This window comes from Nostoc sp. LEGE 12447 (assembly GCF_015206985.1).
Taxonomy (GTDB): Bacteria; Cyanobacteriota; Cyanobacteriia; order Cyanobacteriales; family Nostocaceae; genus Nostoc.
In genome coordinates this window covers 63438-84025 of sequence record NZ_JADEXT010000035.1, presented here as the reverse complement: position 1 = coordinate 84025, position 20588 = coordinate 63438, and the positions used below count along the sequence as shown (strand labels likewise).

Below are 20588 nucleotides of genomic sequence, written 5' to 3'. Positions count from 1 at the left end.
GTTTTCACTAATAATTGTTTCAAGATTTTCTGAAAGGTCTGCTTGTTTTGGCTTTGACAAGAGTCGGTTTTTCTTGAACACTTTCACTCTATTAGTAAAATTTCTAGGAGTCGATGAGGATAAGTTAGGGAAAGTTAAGGAGTTGATTTTTGCATTTCGCCTTTGTATAGCATTAGAGAAATTTTGGTCCTGGTGTGCGGGGAATGTTCAAAGGTATGTTAGGACTACTACAAACAGAAGACACTTTTAGAGCATTTGCGCCGAAAATAATCCCACTAGGATTGAGCAAAAACAGATTAGCGCTACTATTGGCTTTAACTAAACCATCAATGTTGGAAACACTGCCGCCAGTGACGCGACTGAAGATATTTTGCACATCTGCGGCATTTTTGAAAAAAGCCAAGCCATTGCTGGGAACTGAAAATTGGCTGAAGCTGTGGAAGAGGTTGTTGCCAACTCTATTATCGTTGGTGATGGTAAAGTTATCGCCACTTTGAGAGACAGTGGTATTTAAAGTGCTATCAGGAGTTACTTGGGCACTCACAGAGCCGCACCAAATTGGCATTACCATCAACGGCACTATTCCAGCGCACAGAACCAACCAAATAGAGGTCGCACTCATTGTCAAGCCTTTATTTATACCTTATATTTTAAAATGCTCCAAATAATATAATTTTGAAGCGATCGCCTCAAAATGGCGAATAGCGCAGTGAGAAGTACAAGCCATTTTCTTGGAGCGATCGCTTTTCACCATCCACTGAGATTAGAGGAATGCCCCAATCTAGGCGAGCCGATAAGTCATCACCCTGTTTCCACAACAGCCCCAACCCAGTACTAACAAGGTTACTGGGCGATGGATTTTCGCCGTTGACGTTCCAGCCTTTACCCACATCAATGAAGGGTGTCAGTTGCAGTACCCCGCCAATGTTATTCGCGCGGGCAATGGGAACTCGAAATTCTGCCGAAAACAACAGACCATTATCTGTAAGTAATGCGTCTTGACGATAGCCCCGGACACTTAGCTGTCCCCCAAGACCAAATTGCTCTAAAGGCACTAAGGAATCTGCCGCTAATTGGAAATCGCCCCTAACTAAAAATAATGTGTCTGGTGCTAATTGTCGTACCCACTGTGTCTGTCCCCGCCACGCGAAAAAGCGGCTATCTGGTTGATTCTCACTGACATTGGCATCGAACCAATCTACCCCAAAACTCAATTGCGATCGCGCCGCAAACACATACTGGTTACTTCGCTGGGTATATTCTTGAAAAAAGCGCAAAGCCGAAATATTCGTTTTTCCGTTCTCATCTGCACCTGGGGAGAGGCGAAACGGCCCAATATTATCAATACCCAACTCAGTTTGGCTTGATTGACGCGAGAATGACACCCCGACTGCCAACTCTTGGGTTGGTTTTTATACCAGTGGTTGGCGATATCCTAATTCATAAGATTGGGAATCTGACTGGATATCAAGGACACTGAATGGTTTTTCAATAACGTGGTTCCATCCCTGGCTAAAGCCAAAGGAGATAGTGCCATTGTGGGCATTAATCGGTAGTGTGTAATTGGCATTAATGCTATTACTGCCATCAGTATTGGCGTATCCCACACTCAGAGTATCGCCCAAACCTAATAAATTGGCTTCTTGCAGATCCACTCCCCGACGAAAACTACCCACACTAGGCGATCGCCCATTATCTAGGCTGGCTGTCAGTTTAAAAGTGTCTGCTTCTTCAACCTCAACTTGCAATACATTGCTTCCCGGATGCATGCCTGTTTGTAATTCGGCTGAGAGGTTTTGGATGCGTGGATCGAGGCGGAGTAGTTGGAGTTTTTCTAGGAGGCGTGGTACGTTTAGGGGTTTGCCAGCACCCAGTTGAATGCGATCGCGAATGTATTTACTACCTAATCGTCTGTTACCAATGATTTTGATTTCTTGCAGACTGCCTTCGATTACCTGAATCTTTACTGTTCCTGCTTCTAGTGTCTGCGGTGTAATCAATGCCCCTGTGGTTACATAACCGTTATTAATATAAAGCTTGGCGATCGCATCTTTGATTTGCAATAATTCTGCAAATGTCACTTCTTTGCCGACAAAGGGATTGGTAATCGCGGCAAATTGCTCTGGTTTGAAAACTGTACTACCTACAACTTCAATCCGATCTACCCGAAATTTCGCATTCGAGTTATCCTGACTTGGAATTGACTCATCTGGTATTTTGGGCAAAGGAACCAATTGATTGTTATCTGTTGGCTTTGGCAATACATCAGTGGGTAAGGGAGTCACTGGAACTTCTTCTAACCGACCGGGTGGTAAGGTTTCAGGATTCGGAGTTTGGGCAATGACCTGCTGATAATTAGATAATACTGCTGCTAAAACAAAGCCGAATGCCAGAGGTCGTAGTCCAGAGATAATACTTACAGGCTTGTTTAATATTTGTTGTGTAGAAAATACTGAACTAATAATAGAGTTCTCTGTAACGACTTGTTTCACTGACACCCTTCTCCTTAAATTTACTAAATAAGAATTCAGGAGTCAGGAGGGGAGCCGAATATCTTCTTTGGTCAGAATTCAGTTGTTTATTCTGACCAAAGAAGCAGTAGCAAGTCCGCCATCCTCTGAATAGAGAGGTTTAAGACCCGTGCTAAATAGAAGATTTAGTGGTCTCGATTTGACCGGAGTAACGGAAACGTCTCCAGCTTCGCTCCTGAATCTAACTTCTGAATTTTTCTTCAATGATTCTTTCTTTAAATTCAGTTTATCCCCGATACTTTGGTGTAACGAGCGATGTACCACTATTTATCATGGCTGTATTTTTTACAGCTATCATCAGCGTAAATACTGCTTTTTGTCAAGACTGATCAAGCGAAGAGACAATTTAATTTAGTGAATCAATACTCTAGGCGATCGCTAAGGCACATAATTAAACCATCCCCTCTACGCTATTTGCTGATGGCGATCGCAACTCAACCCCAACTAACTTTAGACGAGTTCCTCAAACTGTCAGAAACTGAGCCAGCATCAGACTTTATCAACGGGAAAGTTATTCAAAAACCAATGCCTCAAGGTGAACATAGTTTACTTCAGGTGACTCTTTGCGAAACAATTAACGATATAGCTAAAAGGCAGAAAATTGCTATAGCTTTTTCAGAACTACGCTGTACCTTTGGTGGTGCTTCTATCGTCCCTGATGTGTCTGTGTTTCGTTGGGATAGAATTCCTAAAACTCCATCTGGCAGAATTGCTAATCGTTTTGAAATTCATCCCGACTGGGCAATTGAGATTCTTTCCCCAGACCAAAAGTTAAAAAAAGTGTTGAGTAAATTATTGCATTGTTCGCGCAATGGTAATGAATTAGGCTGGTTAATCAACCCCGAAGACGAAAGTGTGCTGGGGGTGTTTCCTGGACAGAGAGTGGAATTATACGAAGGTGCAGATAAATTACCCATCCTAGAGGGTATCGAGTTGGAACTAACTGTAGAACAAATTTTTGGCTGGTTGAGTTTGACGTAAAAAAGCGAACGCATTTCCTAAAGAAAGTTGGAAAGGATTGTATCTGTAGGTTTATTGTAGAAACTGAACCGTACAGCGCAAACTCGTATGTACCACAAAAAATTTTATGCCGTACTTTTATGAGAAATCAACTAGGATTTGTTCTGAAACTGCTTTTACTGTCGGCTTTGTTATCAGTATTAATTAAGTATGTGGGGCCAAGTCTATCAATTCCGGCGACAGGAACCAACGCGCTAATTATAGTATTGTTGCCGATTGTGATTATAGCGATCGCACTACTGTGGCGATTTCAAGCACAGAAACAAAATTAACTCAAACGATCTACGCACAAGTGACTAAAATCAGTTAACCTAGCTGAATTACAACAAAATTGCATCTCGCCAACCGTTGGGAGTTAGCCTGTGAACCTCGGTCAATGGATCGGCTTAATCGCCATAGTTCTTTCTTTATACATCCTGTGGCAAATCCGGGAAGTGCTTTTGCTCATGTTTGCCGCAGTTGTGTTAGCCACGACCTTGAATCGACTAGCAAAACGCTTCCAACGCTTTGGGATGAAGCGTGGATTCGCCGTTCTCCTGGCAGTAGCGATCTTTTTCGCAGGCATTGTGGGTTTTTTCTGGCTTATTGTCCCACCATTTGCACAGCAGTTTCAAGAACTAACCTATCAGGTTCCTAAAGGGTTTGGGCGCTTTAATACTTGGCTTGATGCCTTGAGAACTCGCATTCCTAATGAGTTAGTTCCCTACATTCCAGATATCAACAGCCTCATTCAACAAGCACAACCAGTCGTCAATCGGGTGCTGGGAAATTCCTTCGCCTTTGTATCTGGCTCTTTAGAAGTCGTTCTTAAGATTTTGCTGGTGTTGGTTTTAACAGGAATGATGTTAGCCGATCCTTTAGCCTACCGCAAAGTATTTGTCCGGCTTTTCCCTTCATTTTATCGGCGACGGGTAGATGGGATTTTAGATAAATGTGAAGTCTCTTTGGAGGGATGGATTACAGGCGCTTTCATTGCCATCTTTGTAGTAGGGCTGATGAGTCTCATTGGCTTATCAATTTTGCATGTCAAGGCAGCACTAGCTTTAGCGGTTTTAGCGGGATTTTTTAACTTGATTCCCAACCTGGGCCCAACAATGAGCGTAATCCCAGCAATGGCGATCGCTTTCTTAGATGAGCCTTGGAAAGCGATCGCTGTCTTGATTCTCTACTTTATCATTCAACAGGTTGAGAGCAATTTCATTACGCCTGTGGTGATGGCACATCAAGTCTCATTGCTGCCTGCCATAACCTTAATTGCCCAACTATTTTTTGTAACTTTCTTTGGCTTTTTAGGATTATTTCTAGCACTACCCCTAACTGTTGTAGCTAAGATTTGGTTGCAAGAAGTGTTAATTAAAGATGTTTTAGATGAATGGGGAAATAACCATAGAAAAGAGACTGAGTTTGTGATAGTTTCTGAATCTCCTGAAGTAGAGGACTATTGGACAGCAGATAGTCCTGATGTTAATCGGGAGAAAGGGATTGATGATGATATTTGACAAAAAGAAGATTAATCAATTTTTGATTTTGGATAAAGGCAAGTAGCTAGACGGAAATCAATTAAAGTTTTTAGTAATTTAGTCCTAGTAATCCTAGTTGGTAGTGAGCGATAAATCACTCACTACCAACTAGGATTTTATTTGATGTTGAATTATGGCTAACTACTTATCCCTCTTTTGTTACTTTAGGGAAAGAAAAAATAACAATAAAATTAGATATCTCCTTCCCCCTAAATCCCTCTTAAAAAGCAAGGCTGCTTCATTTAATCTCTTAGGGATTTTGTCAAGAGTATAAGCTAGAAATTTGCTTTAGTGGGACAAACAAACACTACCACCTCAATCAGTAGATTTCAGTGCGAACACCATTTTCTTGCCCAATCAGGTTTTTTAGTCGCCTAATTTTTTTGCTTGAAATGCTTGTAAATTAGCGGCTTTTAGGAGAATGAAACAACCCTGCCTTTATAAGGGGGATTAAGGGGGGTAATAATTCAATTAAAATCACAACATACTACTTTTTAAACAACCCCTAAGGTTGCTCTGAAAAAATCGGTTCTGCTGCAATATCATCTAAACGGATGCTGCCTAACAAATTCTGCCACTCTGCTTGTAATTTTGCATCTTTAGGATTTTTCTGGCGCAGTTGAGCCAGTGTGGTAAGTGCGTCGTACCATATCCCGTTTTGGGCATAGATAGCATAGCGCTTCAAAAGTTCTGTCGTTTCTAGCTCTTTAACTACGGCGGGATTGAGTTCGACTCTTTGTATTACCCCTTCGACGTAAGTCGGGGGAGCATTCTTTTCTTGGTCACAGCTAATAGTGAAAAACCAGCGATATTGTTTGTTTAGTGCCAAGCCAGGAGAAGTGGTAGGTAGAGAAACGTCGATGACTCCTGCTTTCTCTGGTAGAACGATCGGTTTTTTATAAATCTCGTTAGAGTCTTGATCTTGCAGCACAAATTCAACTGCATAAGGAAAATCTTTAGTATATGGCACATAGAAAAACCAACTTGGGTGTTCTAGCGTTGTCTTTCCCCAGACATTGATTACTGAGTTAGCTTCCTGAGTAAAGGACACTAAAGCAGTCAGGTCATGTTTAGTAATTTGGCATCCATTTAGGTTGCGCTTCGCTCCACCACGAACGCGGCCTCCAGGAGGAGGCCCAGATGGAATTGCAGGTTGATTAAAGGTTGTGGATTTAGTATGGCTTGTTTTAGCTTCAGAGCGTAGGCGTAGACCGCCGTAGGCATCGCTAGTTGAAGAACCGACGTTTGGTTTCGCCAGTACTGGAGTCAGGCTAACTAATAAATTGGTACAGCTAAAAGCTACTACTAAAAACAGTTTTATCGGTTGTGAATTTGACTTCATAAAAACCCTTCTTGAACTATGTAAGCCTGGTAGATATCCAAAAATTTAATCAAAAAAATCTTTCCCTATTGCCCATTCTCTACCTGCACTTTTGTTGCTGAATTATAAATTGACAGCAGGCTAACCGTGGCTACTAGCGACAAAATGGACGGGATAAATGGCACCCATGCACCCGAAATTAATAGACCAAGGCAAACTATATAGAGAACACCAGAGGTAATGCTAACTGCCAATGCCAACCAAGGTAAGGAAAACTTTCGCCAAGCCAAAACTCCTCCTACCAAAGACCAAACCCAAATCCAGGCCACCTCAGCCCACAGCGACCAAACCCACAGTAATGGCCGCCCATCCTGCACAGCACTGAGGAGCTGGCTAATCATGTGGGCTTGTACTAACACTCCTGGCATTTGCTCATCTAAAGGAGCCCCGTATGGTGTAGGCCAAGTGTCTGGAGAATCCCCCCTTGCTGTCACACCAATCAAAACGATCTTGTCTTTAATAGCACTGGGATTAATTGGACTAGCTAAAAATTGGGTTAGTTTCACCTGTTGGACTATCTGTTTTGGAGAACGGTAGTTAAGTAAGATTTGACCACCATTAGCATCAATATCGTGATAGCCGCCAGTGCGAGACTTCAGATTCGGAAAAATAGTTTTACCGAGTTGCAAATTCCCTTCAGGGGTGAACTTTGGTTGAATTCCTGAAGGACGCAGATACAAGGAAGCTAGTTGTAGACTGAATGCAAAGGTAGCAGGACACAACGATGTCGGTTCCTGGTTCATGAACAGGAGATGGCGACGGATAACTCCATCAGAATCGTGAATAAAGTCACTGAATCCCAGATTTGTTGGGGGGATTTCTGGTGCTGGCTTAATACCAGTGATGTTTGCTGTGCTATCACTTCCTTTACATACGCCAACCAAATTTTGAGTTTTTTGAAGACGAGTGATTAAATCTGGTTGTTTGGCTTGAAAATCACGGTAAATATCCAAGCCGATCGCGCGGGGTTGATATTTATTCAGTTTTGCCAATACTTTGTTAAGAGATTTTTCGGAAATGGAAGCTCCAATCAAGGACTCATTATTCTGTCTTTGAATTGCCAGATCGTCATCATCAATTGCAATTACCAGCAGGCGCGAATCTTGTGGCTCCGCAGGGCGCGATCGCATCATCTGGTCAAAGGCGGGAATTTCTACACTTTCTAGCCATCCTACGCATCTCACCGCAAAAACCAAGCCTGTAATCGCTAAACTGGATAACAAAGTTGTTGCCAATCTGCGTTTGGTAGACAAAACTAGATTCGGTGTATCTTTAGGTTTTGTTGGAGACTTTAATTCATCCCAAGTGGGTGGTATCTGCGCTGGATTTTGGCAAATCATTGGTAGCCAAGTTGCACAGGGAAATCGATCCTCAAGTCCTTGCAATCGTTCCCGTGCTTGGCGTACCGCTTGATATAAAGACTCGCCACCAGCAAAGCCTTGGAGAAAATACTTTAAGAATTCCTTCGCAACCTGGTCTGGGACTGGTTCACGCATGACGATTATTTGAGGAATTTGCAAATCAGCCAATTCTCGCGCTAATCCTAATCCATCACAGGAGTTGAAGATAGCTAGTTGCAAGCCGTTCTCAATGGCTTTCTTCAGAGCATATTTTAATTCGCCAATGGTCAGACTATCAGTCTTATTCAGGTAAATTCGTCCACTTTCTCCATTTTTGTTACTGGAACTGTGCCCAGCAAAGAAGAGAATATCCCAGTTTTTTCCCCAAAGATGCTCGGTTAATTCTTTACGTTGTGGTTCGACCAAAAAGCAGACTTCTGCGTTACCACACTGTTGGAGTAAAGCTTGATCGGCCTCAGTATCAATCCCCTGACTATTGCCCACAATTGCCAAAATATTGACTAATGGATTTTTTGTGCGTGGCTTGTGAATGCGATCGTAGGATGGTGAAGAAAGAGCGATTTCAGCCTTGGGGTAGCGTTCTAACAACTCCCACAGATGCCAAGGCAATAGCTGTAATTGGCTATTTTCTGTTTGCAAAATTACTCGTACTTCTTCTTCGGACGACAATCTTTCTAACCATTTTTCCCTTAAAGGGCGAAATTCTTCTGCTCGCAACCAGGTATTAAAGCGGGCCCTTAAGATATGGGAAGTGTTTTCGCAGTCTTGAATCATCGAGACATTCGTCACCTGCATTTTGTCAGCATGGAGACGATAACGATTGCCTATCTGCCGATAACTAGACTGCCAATGACTATAATAAAGCGGCATTTCGGGAAATGAAGGTAGTTTCCCCGTGATTTCTGTTGCCGCCCGCTCATGTTCTTCACCAATTTGGAGGGTGACAGCAAATCCCTGTTCAAAACTACCTTCTCCGAATTTCAGAACCACTAACTTACCCATGACCGTCACTATACCCTCTGTGCAGAATCATCCCCTGTTCTAATGTCTCATAACAAGCTCCACACGCTTTTGCAGACTTTTTTCAAAATCTCCAAAACTGGCTTGAATTTTTAATTTTTAATTTTTAATTAACCAATTAGCACTTAATAAGTTACCGACAAAGAGGGAAAATAACTGGATGTTTTAAATCCGAAAATGCTCAGTAATGCTAGTATCATTAATGGCTACCCTAACACTAAATTGTTCTGTAGGTTCACCACGAAACTGTAACTGAATATAGTTGTCTGATTTTCTCGATTGAGCATCTAAAAATACTGCTCCCGAACTATCTAGAACGGTGAGATGAACTCCGGGTGGTAAGTAGATTTGATTCCCAGTGGCGTGCAATTGCAGATGAATACTGGTTTGTTGATCTTTTTCTGGGCTGATTTCCACAATCAACATAACGGGTTGGTTAAGAATTTGGATACCTAAATCAATTAGTTTTGCTCGTTTAGTAATTGATTCTGGTTGATTGAGGGCATTGAGTTCTAAAGTTTCGGTACTACGAAAGGCATAAACTGGTCTAAGTTCCGGCAAGTTCCACAAAGATTCAATCGTTTGCCAACCTGCCTCAAATATACCAGTAAACCACTGACTCAAATTTACGAGTGAACTAACTGGAGATTGACGCAATTCTCCCAAGTGGTCGATAAACGCTTCCAATGGTTGTAGTTGTTTTAAAGGCAGTGTTTCAGTTGTGACACTAGCAATAAAACCAAGCAGCCTTGCTTCTTGGAGTAATTCATCAAATTGAACTACTAAATAACCCACCCGTTCTTCCCAGGTTTCTGGGGGAATGGAACATATCTGTTGATGTTGATGGACAGGGCGACACTCTAGACGACCAACTGAGGGCAATTCTAAGTCAGCAACATTTCCACAGAGGCGCATGATGGGGTTCCAGCTATCGCTAGCTTGGAGGTTGGTAGGAATATCCATCATTTCCAAGTAGTCATTTACCACCCACACAGCTAGCGTATTCAGCCGAACTTGCTCTGCTTTTTCCGAATTTGGCTGTTGGTTAGCAAATTCCTGGGCAGTGATCCGAGCTAATTGGGGAATCGGTAATGTTAAAGCGAAATCGTCTAGCTGATAGGTGGAGTTATTCATAAATCAATCTTTAGTGATCAATGCTGCTATGTACATATCATCCGCATTCACTAAATTTATGCCACAAAATAGAGAATGATTATTAGAAAAATTTAATTAGGGATTGGGAATTGGGGAAAATGCGATCGGTGCAAGAACTGACTCCGATGTTTGACCAACAGGAATTGTTGTGGGGAAAAGCAGTCAAAGTTTCACAACAAGTATTGTCACAAAGGTTTATCAGTTTTCCAGCAGAGCTTTTTGAGCGGGTATTTCATGACTTGCTGCCACATTTACAAGTACATTGGCATTCTAGGCTAAAAAGACCTCTGCCACTTGCGGTCAAATACGCAAGCAAGAATTAATGACTGTACAGCATCGGCATCTCATCAACAACTACTTGGGGATTTCCATGTGAATTAGAATTAGAAAATTCAATGCTTGACGGTACTGCTCTTTAAATTCCCGTCTAGCTTCCGGGGTAGGAATCTGTTCAAATTCATGCATTGCAGTACCGCGATCGCTTGGTAAATCCATTGCCGATCGCGCAATATTTTTCAATGCTTGCCCTCCCGATAAATCTCCCATGTAACGAGTAAACCCTTATTGCTAAAAATGTTGTTATTTTTGGACAAAAGTCACATTAGTCCAATCTTTAGGCTGGAGAAAAATTTCGGTAAGTTGTGCTTTGGGTGTGCCTGGTTCTGGTTCATAGCAATATTCCCAGCGTGCTAGAGGTGATAGAGACATCAGTATGGATTCAGTTCTCCCATTGGTTTGCAGACCAAAAACAGTTCCTCGGCCATACAGCAGATTAAACTCTGTGTAAAGACCCCGACGGTACAGTTGGAACTGACGTTGGCGATAGCTATTAGGCAAGATAGCAACAGACTCTACGTAGTGAAACAAATATGAATGCAATACAATCTCTGCCAGATTCACAGTTTTCTTCTGTCTATAGTTCTGTCAAATCTTGAGCTATATATCTACATAGCTATATGTATTTTATATGATTTAAAATCACCAACATAAATGTCAAGTTCTTGAATTTTAGTTGGAATTTACAGTTTGATTCACCGAATCAGATGCAGGATAAGTTGTCATGGGATGATAACCGTTGCGATCGCATCCAGCAGGCATTGCGGGTAGAGCGGTTTTGCCAGATGCGCTTGAAATCCGGCAACGAGGATTTTCTGTCGATTCGTTTCACCTGCATAGGCGGTCAGTCCGATCGCTGGAATATCCCGGTTGAATTGAGGCGGTAAAGCGCGAATCTGACGAATGAAGGTGTAGCCGTCCATTTCTGGCATCCCAATATCGCTGATGAGCAGATCGAATTGAGCTTGGGTCAGTAACCGCAGGGCTTCGGTAGCAGAGGAGACGGCCCGCACGATCGCGCCTTCCTGCTCCAGTACAACCTTAACCAGTTCTAGAGAATCTGCCTCATCATCTACCACTATCGCTCGCAGATTCTCTAAATTCAGTGTTTGATTGTTGAGGTAATTAGGAGCATCGGGACTTGGTACAGGCATTAATGGCAACTGCACCGTAAAGGTTGCCCCAAGCCCTTCGCCGGCACTTACAGCTGTAATGGTGCCGCCATGCGCTTCGACCACCTGACGAGCGATCGCCAGCCCTAAGCCCAATCCGCCAAAAGAACGAGTCGTAGAACTGTCTTGCTGTTGGAATAACTCAAATACATGGGGCAAAAATTCGGGTTGGATGCCCTTTCCGGTATCACTAACCTGAATTTGAGCATAGCGATCGACAGAGGTGAGTTGCACCGTCACCTGTCCCCTTGTAGAGTTGAATTTAATCGCATTCGACAGTAAATTCCAGACCACCTGTTGTAGCCTGTCTGCATCCCCTCTGACCTGCCCTACCGATGGGTCAAGCAACACCTCAAACTGAATCGCTTTTGCTTCTGCGGCTAAACGAACGGTTTCTAAAGCTGCCGCGATTGGCTCAGATAAATCGATAGCTCCAAAGCTAAGGGTGAGTTTGCCACGAATAATCCGAGAGATATCGAGGAGATCCTCAACGAGTTGCGCCTGTTGCTTGGCATTGCGCTCGATCGCGCTTAACCCCTGCTGGAGTTTGTCGGAACTGACAAGGGGTGATTGTAGTAGTTTTGCCCAGCCTAAAATCGGGTTAAGCGGTGTTCGTAGTTCGTGGGAGAGAACAGCAAGAAATTCATCTTTCATACGGTTGGCACGTTCTGCTGCTTCCCGTGCGGCTTGCTCTTGTCGAAGTAGCTGTTCCCGTTGGGCTTCGGCTTCTTTTTGCTCCGTAATATTCAATACAGTACCACTGAAGCGGAGTGGTTTTCCCTTTGCATCATAGTAGGCTTGGCCTTTTGCCCTAAGCCAACGTTCAACTTTATCCTCAATGCCGATCGTCCGATACTCAGTGTCATAAAAGCCACCTAATACTGGATTGAGCGCCGCTTGAATAATTTCCTGAAGGCGATCGCGGTCATCGGGATGTAAGCCCTCAAAAAATAACTCAATGCTACTCTCACCATCGGGCGATAGCCCAAACATGGCTTTGCAGCCTGTATCCCATTTTAATTCTCCGGTAATGAGATTCCAATCCCAGGTTCCCAATTGGGCAGAGGTGATTGCCATACGCAAACGGTCTTCATTCTCTCGCAGAGCTTCCTCTGCCTGTTTGCGATCGGTGATGTCAATAACTGAACCGATGTAGCCCTTATACTGACGATCTGCCCCAAACCAAGGGCTTGCTGCATCGATTGCCCACCGATACTCTCCGTCCTGACGGCGTAAACGGTATTCTGCCCGAAAGGCTTCGTGACGACTATTAGAGCTTACAAATGTTTCTTTAGCAAATGCACAATCCTCTGGATGCAACGCATCCAGCCAACCAAAACCCAATCCTGTTGCTTCGGTTTGCCCTGTGAATTCGTACCAGCTTTGGCTGAGGTAGGTGCAGTATCCGGTGGCATCCGTGACCCAAACCATTACAGGTGCATTGTCTGCCATACTGCGGAATCGTTCTTCACTCTGGCGTAAGGCTTCCTCGACTTGAATCTGTTCGGTGATATCTTCACAAACGGTATTAATGCCAATTACGCGATCGCCATCCTTTAACGGCAAGAAGCTTTCTAGCCAGACACGCTGTACTCCTGGTTGTGCTGGAGTTTCCCCCCGAATTTCGACGTTTAGTAGTGGTTCTCCCGTTTCTAAGATCGGGCGCAGCAACTCTTCGGCAGTATCTGCGATGTCAGGTAGCAACTCTCGAATGGTTCGCCCAATGTGTTCCTCTATGGAAAATCCATTGATTTCTGCCAATCGCTGGTTAATCCGCACAAAGCGCAGATCGGTATCGAGAACGTTTAACCCTATCGGAGCAGACTGGTAGATGGTTTCAATTTCAGCCAGTTGTCTGTGCAAGGTTGCCCGACTTTCCTCTAATTCGGCTTCCAGTTGCTGACGTTCTGTGACATCTGCTGTCATCCCAATTAATCGGGTTAACTGACCCTGCTGATCAAACAGCGCGCGTCCGCTTTCCTCCAAGATAACGATTTGACCATCCGGGCGCACGAATCGATAGGTGATTTTGTAAGTACTGTTCTCAGGTGCAAGTGCCTGTAAGCCTGCCAAAAAGCGATCGCGATCATCAGGATGGACTTGTTGAAAATAACTGGTACCTGTGTCCTGTTGTGCCGATGACGACCTTAACCCCAGGATGGAAGCAGATTGAGGCGATCGCTTCACCACATCGAGGTTTGGCTGCCACTCAAAAGTAAACATCCAGGCAACTTCCATTGCCAACTGGTTGCGCTCTTCGCTCTCCCGCAGCGCTGCATTTACCTGCTCTAACTGGGCAGTTCGTTCGGCAACGCGCTGTTCTAGTTCTTGGTTAGCGTGTTGTAGGGCAGCTTCCGTCTCTTTTTGCTGGGTCATGTCACGGGCAACGCAGTACATCACTCCTCGGTCAATCTGCGGTGATGCTGTCCATGCCAGCCATCGGTAGCTGCCATTCTTCGTCCGGTAACGATTCTCGAAATAGAGCGTTGGTACTCCCGTATTCAACTTCTCCATTTCTCGCAGTGTGGCAGAGTGGTCATCTGGATGCACGAAGTCCAGAAAAGGACTGGCTAAGAATTCGGCTTCTGAGTAACCGAGGGTTTGGGTAAAGACAGGGTTGATCCGTTTAAAGTAGCCATCCAGGCCAATGACTGACAGCAGATCGAGCGATCGCTCAAAGAAAAAGGCTTCTTCAGATGGCGATGCTGCATCGCCATCTTCCTGAGTGTTCACGGCTGGGAAGCTTTGCGATTTTAAAGGAGGATCTGCTTCACACAAACGCATTTGCTCCATAATAAATAACTATAGTAGCGAATTTCTACCCAAAATTGCTTACCGCCATATTGGTTTGAACCACCCTACCAATACTTGTCGGGTTTTGGGGAAAGGGAAAGGGTTAAAGGGGAAAAACCTTATATATCGAGCCTTCCACTCTTTTTCCCCTTTAACCAAAACATATTCGATGATATCCAACGCCGGATAGTGTAACGGAAGTTGCTGCATTATTTATTGTGAAAGTTAGGAGGATCAACAATAGGTAAGAAACAAACTTAAACATAAATATGACTACTGAAAACCTTCTGCTTGCCGCCTTGCGCCCTGATTTGTACAAGCAGCTCAAAAAAAATATGGAGCAGGTCGAGCTTTCATAGGGCGAGATCCTCAACCGACCTGGCGAAACCATAGAAGAAGTCTACTTCCCTCTCACCTGCTTGATCTCAGTCACCATCACCATGATGGATGGCATGACAGTTGAAGCCGGAGTGGTCGGAAGCCGCGAGATGGTCGGAATCAACGCCTTCATGGGCGGTCGGGAAACGACGCAGACTGAGTATATTGTCCAGGTACCGGGCAAAGCGGTAAGAATGAAAGCAGATTTGCTACTCCATGAGTTCGACACCAATAAGTCGCTGCGCGACGTGATGCTGAAATACACGCAGGCTTATATGGCGCAAATCTCGCAGAACGTTGCCTGCAACCGCCTTCATACTATAGAACAACGCATGGCCCGCTGGCTGCTCGAATCCAGCGATCGTCTCAACTCAGATCAACTGTTCCTGTCCCATGAGTTCCTCTTAAGAGAGTAAGAAATGACACTTGACCCGATCGTTACTCACGAGGCATTTAAGGAATTCGAGCGTGACAGATTCTCTGATGTAGCCCAGGGATATGATCGAGCGATCGCTGTTGTGACTTCTCAGGTGAATGAAGCCATATTGGATGCCGTAGGAGCTAAATGTGGTCTGAGATTGCTGGATGTAGCTTGCGGGACTGGTTGGCTCAGTGCCGCAGCAGTAAAGCGGGAGGCGATCGTCACTGGATTAGACTTTGCAGAGAATATGGTGGCCATTGCCAGAGTGCGATGCCCTAAAGCCCAATTCCATAACGGGGACGCTGAGAATCTTCCTTTCCAGTCGAGCCAGTTTGATGCAGTCGTCTGTAGCTTGGGCATCCTCCATTTCCCAAACCCAGAACGGGCGTTAGCCGAATCCTTTCGTGTACTCAAACCAGGAGGGCGCTATGCCCTCACCTGCTGGACACCACCAACGCGCAATCCGTTCATGGCTCTAATACTAGGTTCAGTGCAGACTTATGGCAGCACAGATGTGAATCTACCTCCTGGGCCGCCCCTGTTTCGCTTTGGCAACCCCACTGAATGCACTCGGGTTTTGAGCGCTGAGGGATTTACTGAGGTGTCTGTCGCAGAACTGCCTATGAAGTGGACTTTCTCTACACCTGAAGATGTGATGCCAACGGTTGTTGTCAGTACGGCACGTCTGGGGCCAATGTTGGCAATGCAAACCGACGAGCAACGGCGCAATATTGAGAACGCAATTATCAAGGGAGCCTCGGAGTATGCCACGGATAGAGGTGTGGAAATTCCTACTTCTGTGATGCTAGCTGTAGCTCGCAAACCATAAGGGATCTGCGGGTTAATAGTATCCCAACCAAACGGGTTTCGACTGCGCTCAACCCTCAGCCATCGAGAGTTGAGCGCAGCGATGCACTGAGCGCAGTCGAAGTGTCAAAACTCGGTTTACTGGTACTTTATTTTCACGCAAGTCCCTAAGCAAGAACAACTTTTATTAAATTACTTGAAGTACAAAGGTGGCTCCCGCTTTTTGAGCGCTCCACCACAGGGCTGATTGAGAATGCTTTCACTGTTCTCTTGTTTAACAAGAGAACAGCTTTAGCTCTCGCTAGAAATTTACATGGGGCTTCATAAATTCAATGCCCCGGTTACTGTATAAGTGGTTCGGTATGTAGAGATATACAGCTTGCATGGTGGCTTGTTCCGAAAAAGAATGGATTATTTATAGAAAATTCATAAATCGCACCACGTATCTGGAGTTAACTTCATACCTATTGATAAAAATCATTTTGTTGACATCCTCCTCAGCATGAAGGTATGAGGATTCCAATCTATTCAAACAGACTTAACTGTATGAATTCTTGGTGGGGTCAGCGTTAAAAAGAGTGAACTGTACAGTCATTTTTGTAGTAGCCATGTCTTTTCTTTTCTGGCTAAGAAACCATTGCACTTTGTTTCTTACTGCATATATATTCTAAAGGTGCCCGCGATCGCTCAATTGTTACAATCAGAACTTACGCAGAAAAACTGTTTGTCGAGACTGGGTATAAGATTATAAGAGTTTTTTTACCTACACCCCTTGTCCAAAGCCTTGATTTTGCTCATTGCTTCAGTTAATAACAGTTTCAGATTGTATATTTTGGTTCAAAATTATGTGTAGCAAGCCGAACTAGATTATAATGCGCTCTTGGTTAAACAGTACATTTCGCATTCGCTTAGTACTTCTCGTCCTTTTAGCTGTTGTTCCAGCACTAGGATTAATTCTGTACACTGCTGCCGAACAACGGCGTACCGCTACAGCAGAGGCACAAGAACAGACACTACGGCTGGCGAGATTGGCGGCTAATAACCAAAAACAGGTTGTAGAAGGAACCCGTCAACTGCTGATGATATTGGCACAGCTGCCACTTGTCCGTCAGGGGAATTCAGCAGAGTGCAATCAATTGCTGACCGATATCCTAAAACAACATTCAGCTTACGCTAATTTTGCCGTACTTGATGGTCAAGGAAATGTGATTTGTACTGGGATTGCCTATCCTGGCTCTGTGAATCTCAGAGACCGCAGTTATTTCCAACGTGCTTTGCAAACTCGGAAATTTGTGGTTGGTGATTATCAAATAGATCGCGTCACTAAAAAAGCTACCCTGAATTTTGCTTACCCAATTTTAGACAAGGCAGGGCGAGTACAAACTATGGTTGTAGCTGCACTTGATTTAGCTCAGTTAAATCAGTTGGCGGCGCAAATAAGAATGCCCCAAGGCTCGGTGCTGAGTTTGGTTGACAAGAAAGGAACACTTTTAGTCCGCTATCCCAATACGCAAAATTGGGTAGGCAAATCTTTAGCACCAGATACTTTCGCCAGAATGAAAATCGCTCAGGTTGAGGGGATCGATGAAATGACTAGCCTTGATGGTGTGCCGCGAATCTTTGCCTTTATTCCTTTGGGCGATAATCCAGTCAAGCCGGATGGATATATCAGGATTGGTATTCCCAAGTCTGAAGTTTTTGCTAATGCTGATAGTTTATTATTCAGAAACTTAATTAGTTTAGGTGTAGTTACTTTTTTAGCGATCGCTGCTACTTGGGTGGGTGGGGATGTATTTTTTCTCAACCAGATAAAATCTTTGGTGCAAACAGCCAAGACCTTGGGTAGTGGTCAACTCAACACACGCACTGGACTTGCTCATATATCGGGAGAACTTGGTCAACTGGCGCAAGCGATTGACGAAATGGCCGCAGCACTAGAAGCACGGGAAATCGCGATCGCTTCTGTGAGCCAAAATATGCAAACTTTATTTGAGTTAATTCCCATTGGCATCCTGATCACGGAAGATATGGGATTTCAGGAGGTAAAATCTAACCCAGCATTTGCTGAGATTTTAGGTATCTTGCCTGAAGTTAATGTTTCCTCTACTCCCGTTAATGCCCCGCGTCCATCTTACAAAATTTTGCGGCAGGGAAAGGAACTCTCACCAGAAGAATATCCGCTACGTTATGCAGCCATTCATAATACAGAAGTCAAAGGCACAGAAGTTGATATCGTTCGTGGTGATGGCACTATATTTAATTTATTTGGTTATGCTGCTCCCCTACTTGATGAACAGGGTAATCCCAGAGGAGCGGTAGCTGCATTTTTGAATATTACTGAACGCAAGCAGACAGAAGAATGCACACGTCAGTTGATGAGCCAGGTGCAACATCAAGCGAATATCTTAAATGCGATTCTCTCTGCCTCGGTGGATCATATTTATATTTTTGATCGGGATGGTTGTTATCAGTATGTCAGTGAAGGTGGGGCTGCGGTTTTAGGTTGTCAGCCAGAAGAGATAGTCGGTAAGGTATGGCAACAACTTGATTTTGCCCCAGAAATGTTTACTACGATGCGTCGGGTAGACACCCAACGAGAAACAGTAATGACAACGGGGCAACCCATCAGAGCAGAGACTGAATATAATACCGTTGATGGAGTGCATTGTTACGAATATATTTTGGCTCCTTTATATAGTCCTGAGCAAGCGATCGCAGGTGTAATTGCTGTATCTCGTGATATTAGCGATCGCAAGCGCACAGAGCAAGCATTGCGACAAAGCGAACAACGCCTCCAAATGGCACAAAGAGCAGGAAAAATTGGGACTTGGGAGTGGAATGTACCTACTGGTGAGGTATTTTGGTCGGAAGGAATCTGGGATATCTTGGGGTTGGAAATAGGTACAGAAGAACCTGGTGTGAAGCCTTGGGTTGATTTTATCCATCCAGACGATCGTCCACGGGTTATGGAAGGAGTAGAAAAAGTATTAGCTGAAGGTAAGGAATATTACGACGAATTCCGCATTGTCCGCAGAGATAATACAGTTATTTGGGTAGCATCGAAAGGGCAAATTATCCGAGATGCAGAGGGACAAGCCGAGTGTTTTTTAGGAGTCAACATTGACATTAGCGATCGCAAGCAAGCCGAAGAAGTGCGGCAAGAAAGTGAAGAACGCTTTCAGGCATTCATGGCACATAGTCCTGCTGCTGCTTGGATTACAGATGCAGATGGTAAAGTTATTTACCTTAGTCCGACTTATGTAAATACTTTTCAGCTATTTACTCAAGATGCGATCGGCAAAACTGCATTTGAATTGTTTGATATTGAGATTGCCACCCAATTATTAAACAACATCCAAACAGTGGCTAAAACTAATCAGGTTTTAGAGACAATTGAAATGGCACCTCGTCTGGATGGCACAATAGGCGATTTCCTCGTTTATAAATTTCCCATTGCTCATTTATCTGGGCAATCTTTGGTGGGGGGAGTAGCAATTGATGTGACTTCCCGCAGGCGAGCCGAAGAAGAACGTGAAGAATTACTGCTACGCGAACAAGCTGCACGAGAAGCAGCTGAAACTGCCAACCGCATTAAAGATGAATTTTTGGCGGTGTTGTCTCATGAATTGCGAACGCCGTTAAATCCGATACTCGGGTGGATAAAATTGCTGCGGACTCACCAATTAAGTGAGGAGAAAAAAGCGATCGCTTTAGAAACAATCGAACGCAATGCTAAATTACAAACTCAACTGATCGCTGATTTATTAGATATATCCCGCATTCTGCAAGGCAAATTAACGCTTAACATTTCTTCAGTTGATTTAGCTGCAACTATTGCAGCTGCCAATGAAACAGTCGCTTTCGCAGCAGAAGCTAAATCGATTCAAATTCACACTGAGATTGCACCAGATGTCCAGCTTTTTATGGGTGATGCTAGCCGCCTGCAACAGGTAGTGTGGAATTTGCTTACTAATGCGGTGAAGTTTACCCCAACTGGCGGCAAGGTAAAAATAAAATTAGAGTCTACCGATACTTGTACTCAGATTCAAGTTAGCGATACAGGCAAGGGCATTACACCAGAATTTTTACCTTACGTCTTTGAAACATTCCGCCAAGCTGATAGTGCCACAACACGCAAGTTTGGCGGCTTGGGATTAGGATTAGCAATTGTCCGACACATTGTCGAAATGCACGGTGGTACAGTTCAGGCGGACAGTAAAGGAGAAGACCAAGGAGCAACCTTTACAGTTAAATTACCGCTCATCACTACAGTTTTACAATCAAATCAGAATAAAAGTTTACCTAAAATATCGTTAAATTTACGCGGCGTGCGGGTGCTGACAGTAGAGGATGAGCAAGATACGCGAGAACTATTGGTATTCATGATTGAGCAATATGGTGCAGAAGTAACAGCCGCCGCATCCGGTCGTGAGGCATTAAAGATATTAAAACAATCTCAGCCAGATATTCTCGTCTGCGATATTGCTATGCCAGAGATGGACGGATATATGCTCATCCGTCAGGTAAGAACTTGGCCAAAAGAACAAGGCGGACAGATAAAAGCGATCGCGCTGACAGCTTATGCTGGAGAATCCGATCAAAAACAAGCTCTCGCAGCAGGTTTTCAAAGACACTTATCCAAACCAATTGATCCCGAAGAACTAGTAGAAGCGATCGCTAGTTTAATATGAGC

Annotated in this window: 13 protein-coding genes and 2 pseudogenes; 7 read left to right on the top strand and 8 right to left on the bottom strand. The window is 44.1% G+C overall.

Going from position 1 to position 20588, the window contains the following annotated elements; translation table 11 throughout:
* Window positions 1-250: 250 nt before the first annotated feature.
* Window positions 251-571, bottom strand: a pseudogene (locus tag IQ274_RS27280) (filamentous hemagglutinin N-terminal domain-containing protein); the annotation flags it as partial.
* A 118-nt stretch (window positions 572-689) separates the two neighbouring features.
* Window positions 690-2393, bottom strand: a pseudogene (locus IQ274_RS27275) (ShlB/FhaC/HecB family hemolysin secretion/activation protein).
* Window positions 2394-2951: 558 nt separating this feature from the next.
* Between IQ274_RS27275 and IQ274_RS27270 the strand changes: the two are divergent.
* The 3 genes from IQ274_RS27270 (at window position 2952) to IQ274_RS27260 (ending at window position 5050) form a co-directional block, all read left to right on the top strand.
* Window positions 2952-3512, top strand: a complete 561-nt coding sequence (locus IQ274_RS27270) for a Uma2 family endonuclease (protein ID WP_163929897.1) — start codon at window positions 2952-2954, stop codon at window positions 3510-3512.
* 119 nt (window positions 3513-3631) lie between these two features.
* A complete protein-coding gene (locus IQ274_RS27265; protein ID WP_163929894.1) occupies window positions 3632-3823 on the top strand; it encodes a hypothetical protein in 192 nt (63 codons plus the stop codon).
* 90 nt (window positions 3824-3913) lie between these two features.
* Entirely contained in the window at window positions 3914-5050 is a 1137-nt protein-coding gene (locus tag IQ274_RS27260) for an AI-2E family transporter (protein ID WP_163929893.1), read from the top strand.
* 526 nt (window positions 5051-5576) lie between these two features.
* Here IQ274_RS27260 and IQ274_RS27255 read toward each other — a convergent pair.
* The 3 genes from IQ274_RS27255 to IQ274_RS27245 form a co-directional block, all read right to left on the bottom strand.
* Complete coding sequence (locus IQ274_RS27255; protein ID WP_163929891.1) at window positions 5577-6413, bottom strand: DUF928 domain-containing protein; 837 nt, start codon at window positions 6411-6413, stop codon at window positions 5577-5579.
* Between the two features lie 65 nt (window positions 6414-6478).
* Window positions 6479-8815 (bottom strand): CHASE2 domain-containing protein, encoded by a 2337-nt coding sequence (locus IQ274_RS27250; protein ID WP_194144046.1) that lies wholly within the window; start codon window positions 8813-8815, stop codon window positions 6479-6481.
* A 183-nt stretch (window positions 8816-8998) separates the two neighbouring features.
* Window positions 8999-9967, bottom strand: a complete 969-nt coding sequence (locus tag IQ274_RS27245) for a DUF1822 family protein (protein ID WP_163929889.1) — start codon at window positions 9965-9967, stop codon at window positions 8999-9001.
* 119 nt (window positions 9968-10086) lie between these two features.
* Here IQ274_RS27245 and IQ274_RS27240 point away from each other — a divergent pair, with 119 nt between their 5' ends.
* Window positions 10087-10311, top strand: coding sequence for a hypothetical protein (locus tag IQ274_RS27240; RefSeq protein ID WP_194144045.1), 225 nt, complete (start codon window positions 10087-10089; stop codon window positions 10309-10311).
* A gap of 31 nt (window positions 10312-10342) precedes the next feature.
* Here IQ274_RS27240 and IQ274_RS27235 read toward each other — a convergent pair whose 3' ends face one another.
* From IQ274_RS27235 to IQ274_RS27225, 3 genes are all read right to left on the bottom strand, one after another.
* The gene (locus IQ274_RS27235) at window positions 10343-10534 is read right to left on the bottom strand and encodes a biliverdin-producing heme oxygenase (RefSeq protein WP_228058390.1); all 192 of its coding nucleotides are present in this window, start codon (window positions 10532-10534) and stop codon (window positions 10343-10345) included.
* Between the two features lie 33 nt (window positions 10535-10567).
* Window positions 10568-10888: a coproporphyrinogen III oxidase gene (locus tag IQ274_RS27230; RefSeq protein ID WP_322745349.1), complete on the bottom strand. Its 321-nt coding sequence runs from the start codon at window positions 10886-10888 to the stop codon at window positions 10568-10570.
* A gap of 158 nt (window positions 10889-11046) precedes the next feature.
* Window positions 11047-14289: a PAS domain S-box protein gene (locus IQ274_RS27225; RefSeq protein WP_194144044.1), complete on the bottom strand. Its 3243-nt coding sequence runs from the start codon at window positions 14287-14289 to the stop codon at window positions 11047-11049.
* A 440-nt stretch (window positions 14290-14729) separates the two neighbouring features.
* Between IQ274_RS27225 and IQ274_RS27220 the strand changes: the two genes are divergently transcribed.
* The 3 genes from IQ274_RS27220 to IQ274_RS27210 all read left to right on the top strand — a co-directional run bounded on the left by IQ274_RS27220 (window position 14730) and on the right by IQ274_RS27210 (window position 20586).
* Entirely contained in the window at window positions 14730-15083 is a 354-nt protein-coding gene (locus tag IQ274_RS27220) for a Crp/Fnr family transcriptional regulator (protein ID WP_175586718.1), read from the top strand.
* A 3-nt stretch (window positions 15084-15086) separates the two neighbouring features.
* Entirely contained in the window at window positions 15087-15917 is an 831-nt protein-coding gene (locus IQ274_RS27215) for a class I SAM-dependent methyltransferase (RefSeq protein ID WP_194144043.1), read from the top strand.
* Between the two features lie 850 nt (window positions 15918-16767).
* Entirely contained in the window at window positions 16768-20586 is a 3819-nt protein-coding gene (locus IQ274_RS27210; RefSeq protein WP_194144042.1) for a PAS domain S-box protein, read from the top strand.
* Window positions 20587-20588 lie beyond the last annotated feature (2 nt).

Bases quoted from the DNA above. Each gene is read 5' to 3' on its own strand.
- IQ274_RS27255 (WP_163929891.1), bottom strand. From the start codon at position 6,413: ATGAAGTCAAATTCACAACCGATAAAACTGTTTTTAGTAGTAGCTTTT.
- IQ274_RS27210 (WP_194144042.1), top strand. From the start codon at position 16,768: ATGCGCTCTTGGTTAAACAGTACATTTCGCATTCGCTTAGTACTTCTC.
- IQ274_RS27235 (WP_228058390.1), bottom strand. From the start codon at position 10,534: ATGGGAGATTTATCGGGAGGGCAAGCATTGAAAAATATTGCGCGATCG.
- IQ274_RS27265 (WP_163929894.1), top strand. From the start codon at position 3,632: ATGAGAAATCAACTAGGATTTGTTCTGAAACTGCTTTTACTGTCGGCT.
- IQ274_RS27225 (WP_194144044.1), bottom strand. From the start codon at position 14,289: ATGGAGCAAATGCGTTTGTGTGAAGCAGATCCTCCTTTAAAATCGCAA.
- IQ274_RS27250 (WP_194144046.1), bottom strand. From the start codon at position 8,815: ATGGGTAAGTTAGTGGTTCTGAAATTCGGAGAAGGTAGTTTTGAACAG.
- IQ274_RS27270 (WP_163929897.1), top strand. From the start codon at position 2,952: ATGGCGATCGCAACTCAACCCCAACTAACTTTAGACGAGTTCCTCAAA.
- IQ274_RS27240 (WP_194144045.1), top strand. From the start codon at position 10,087: ATGCGATCGGTGCAAGAACTGACTCCGATGTTTGACCAACAGGAATTG.
- IQ274_RS27245 (WP_163929889.1), bottom strand. From the start codon at position 9,967: ATGAATAACTCCACCTATCAGCTAGACGATTTCGCTTTAACATTACCG.
- IQ274_RS27215 (WP_194144043.1), top strand. From the start codon at position 15,087: ATGACACTTGACCCGATCGTTACTCACGAGGCATTTAAGGAATTCGAG.
- IQ274_RS27220 (WP_175586718.1), top strand. From the start codon at position 14,730: ATGATGGATGGCATGACAGTTGAAGCCGGAGTGGTCGGAAGCCGCGAG.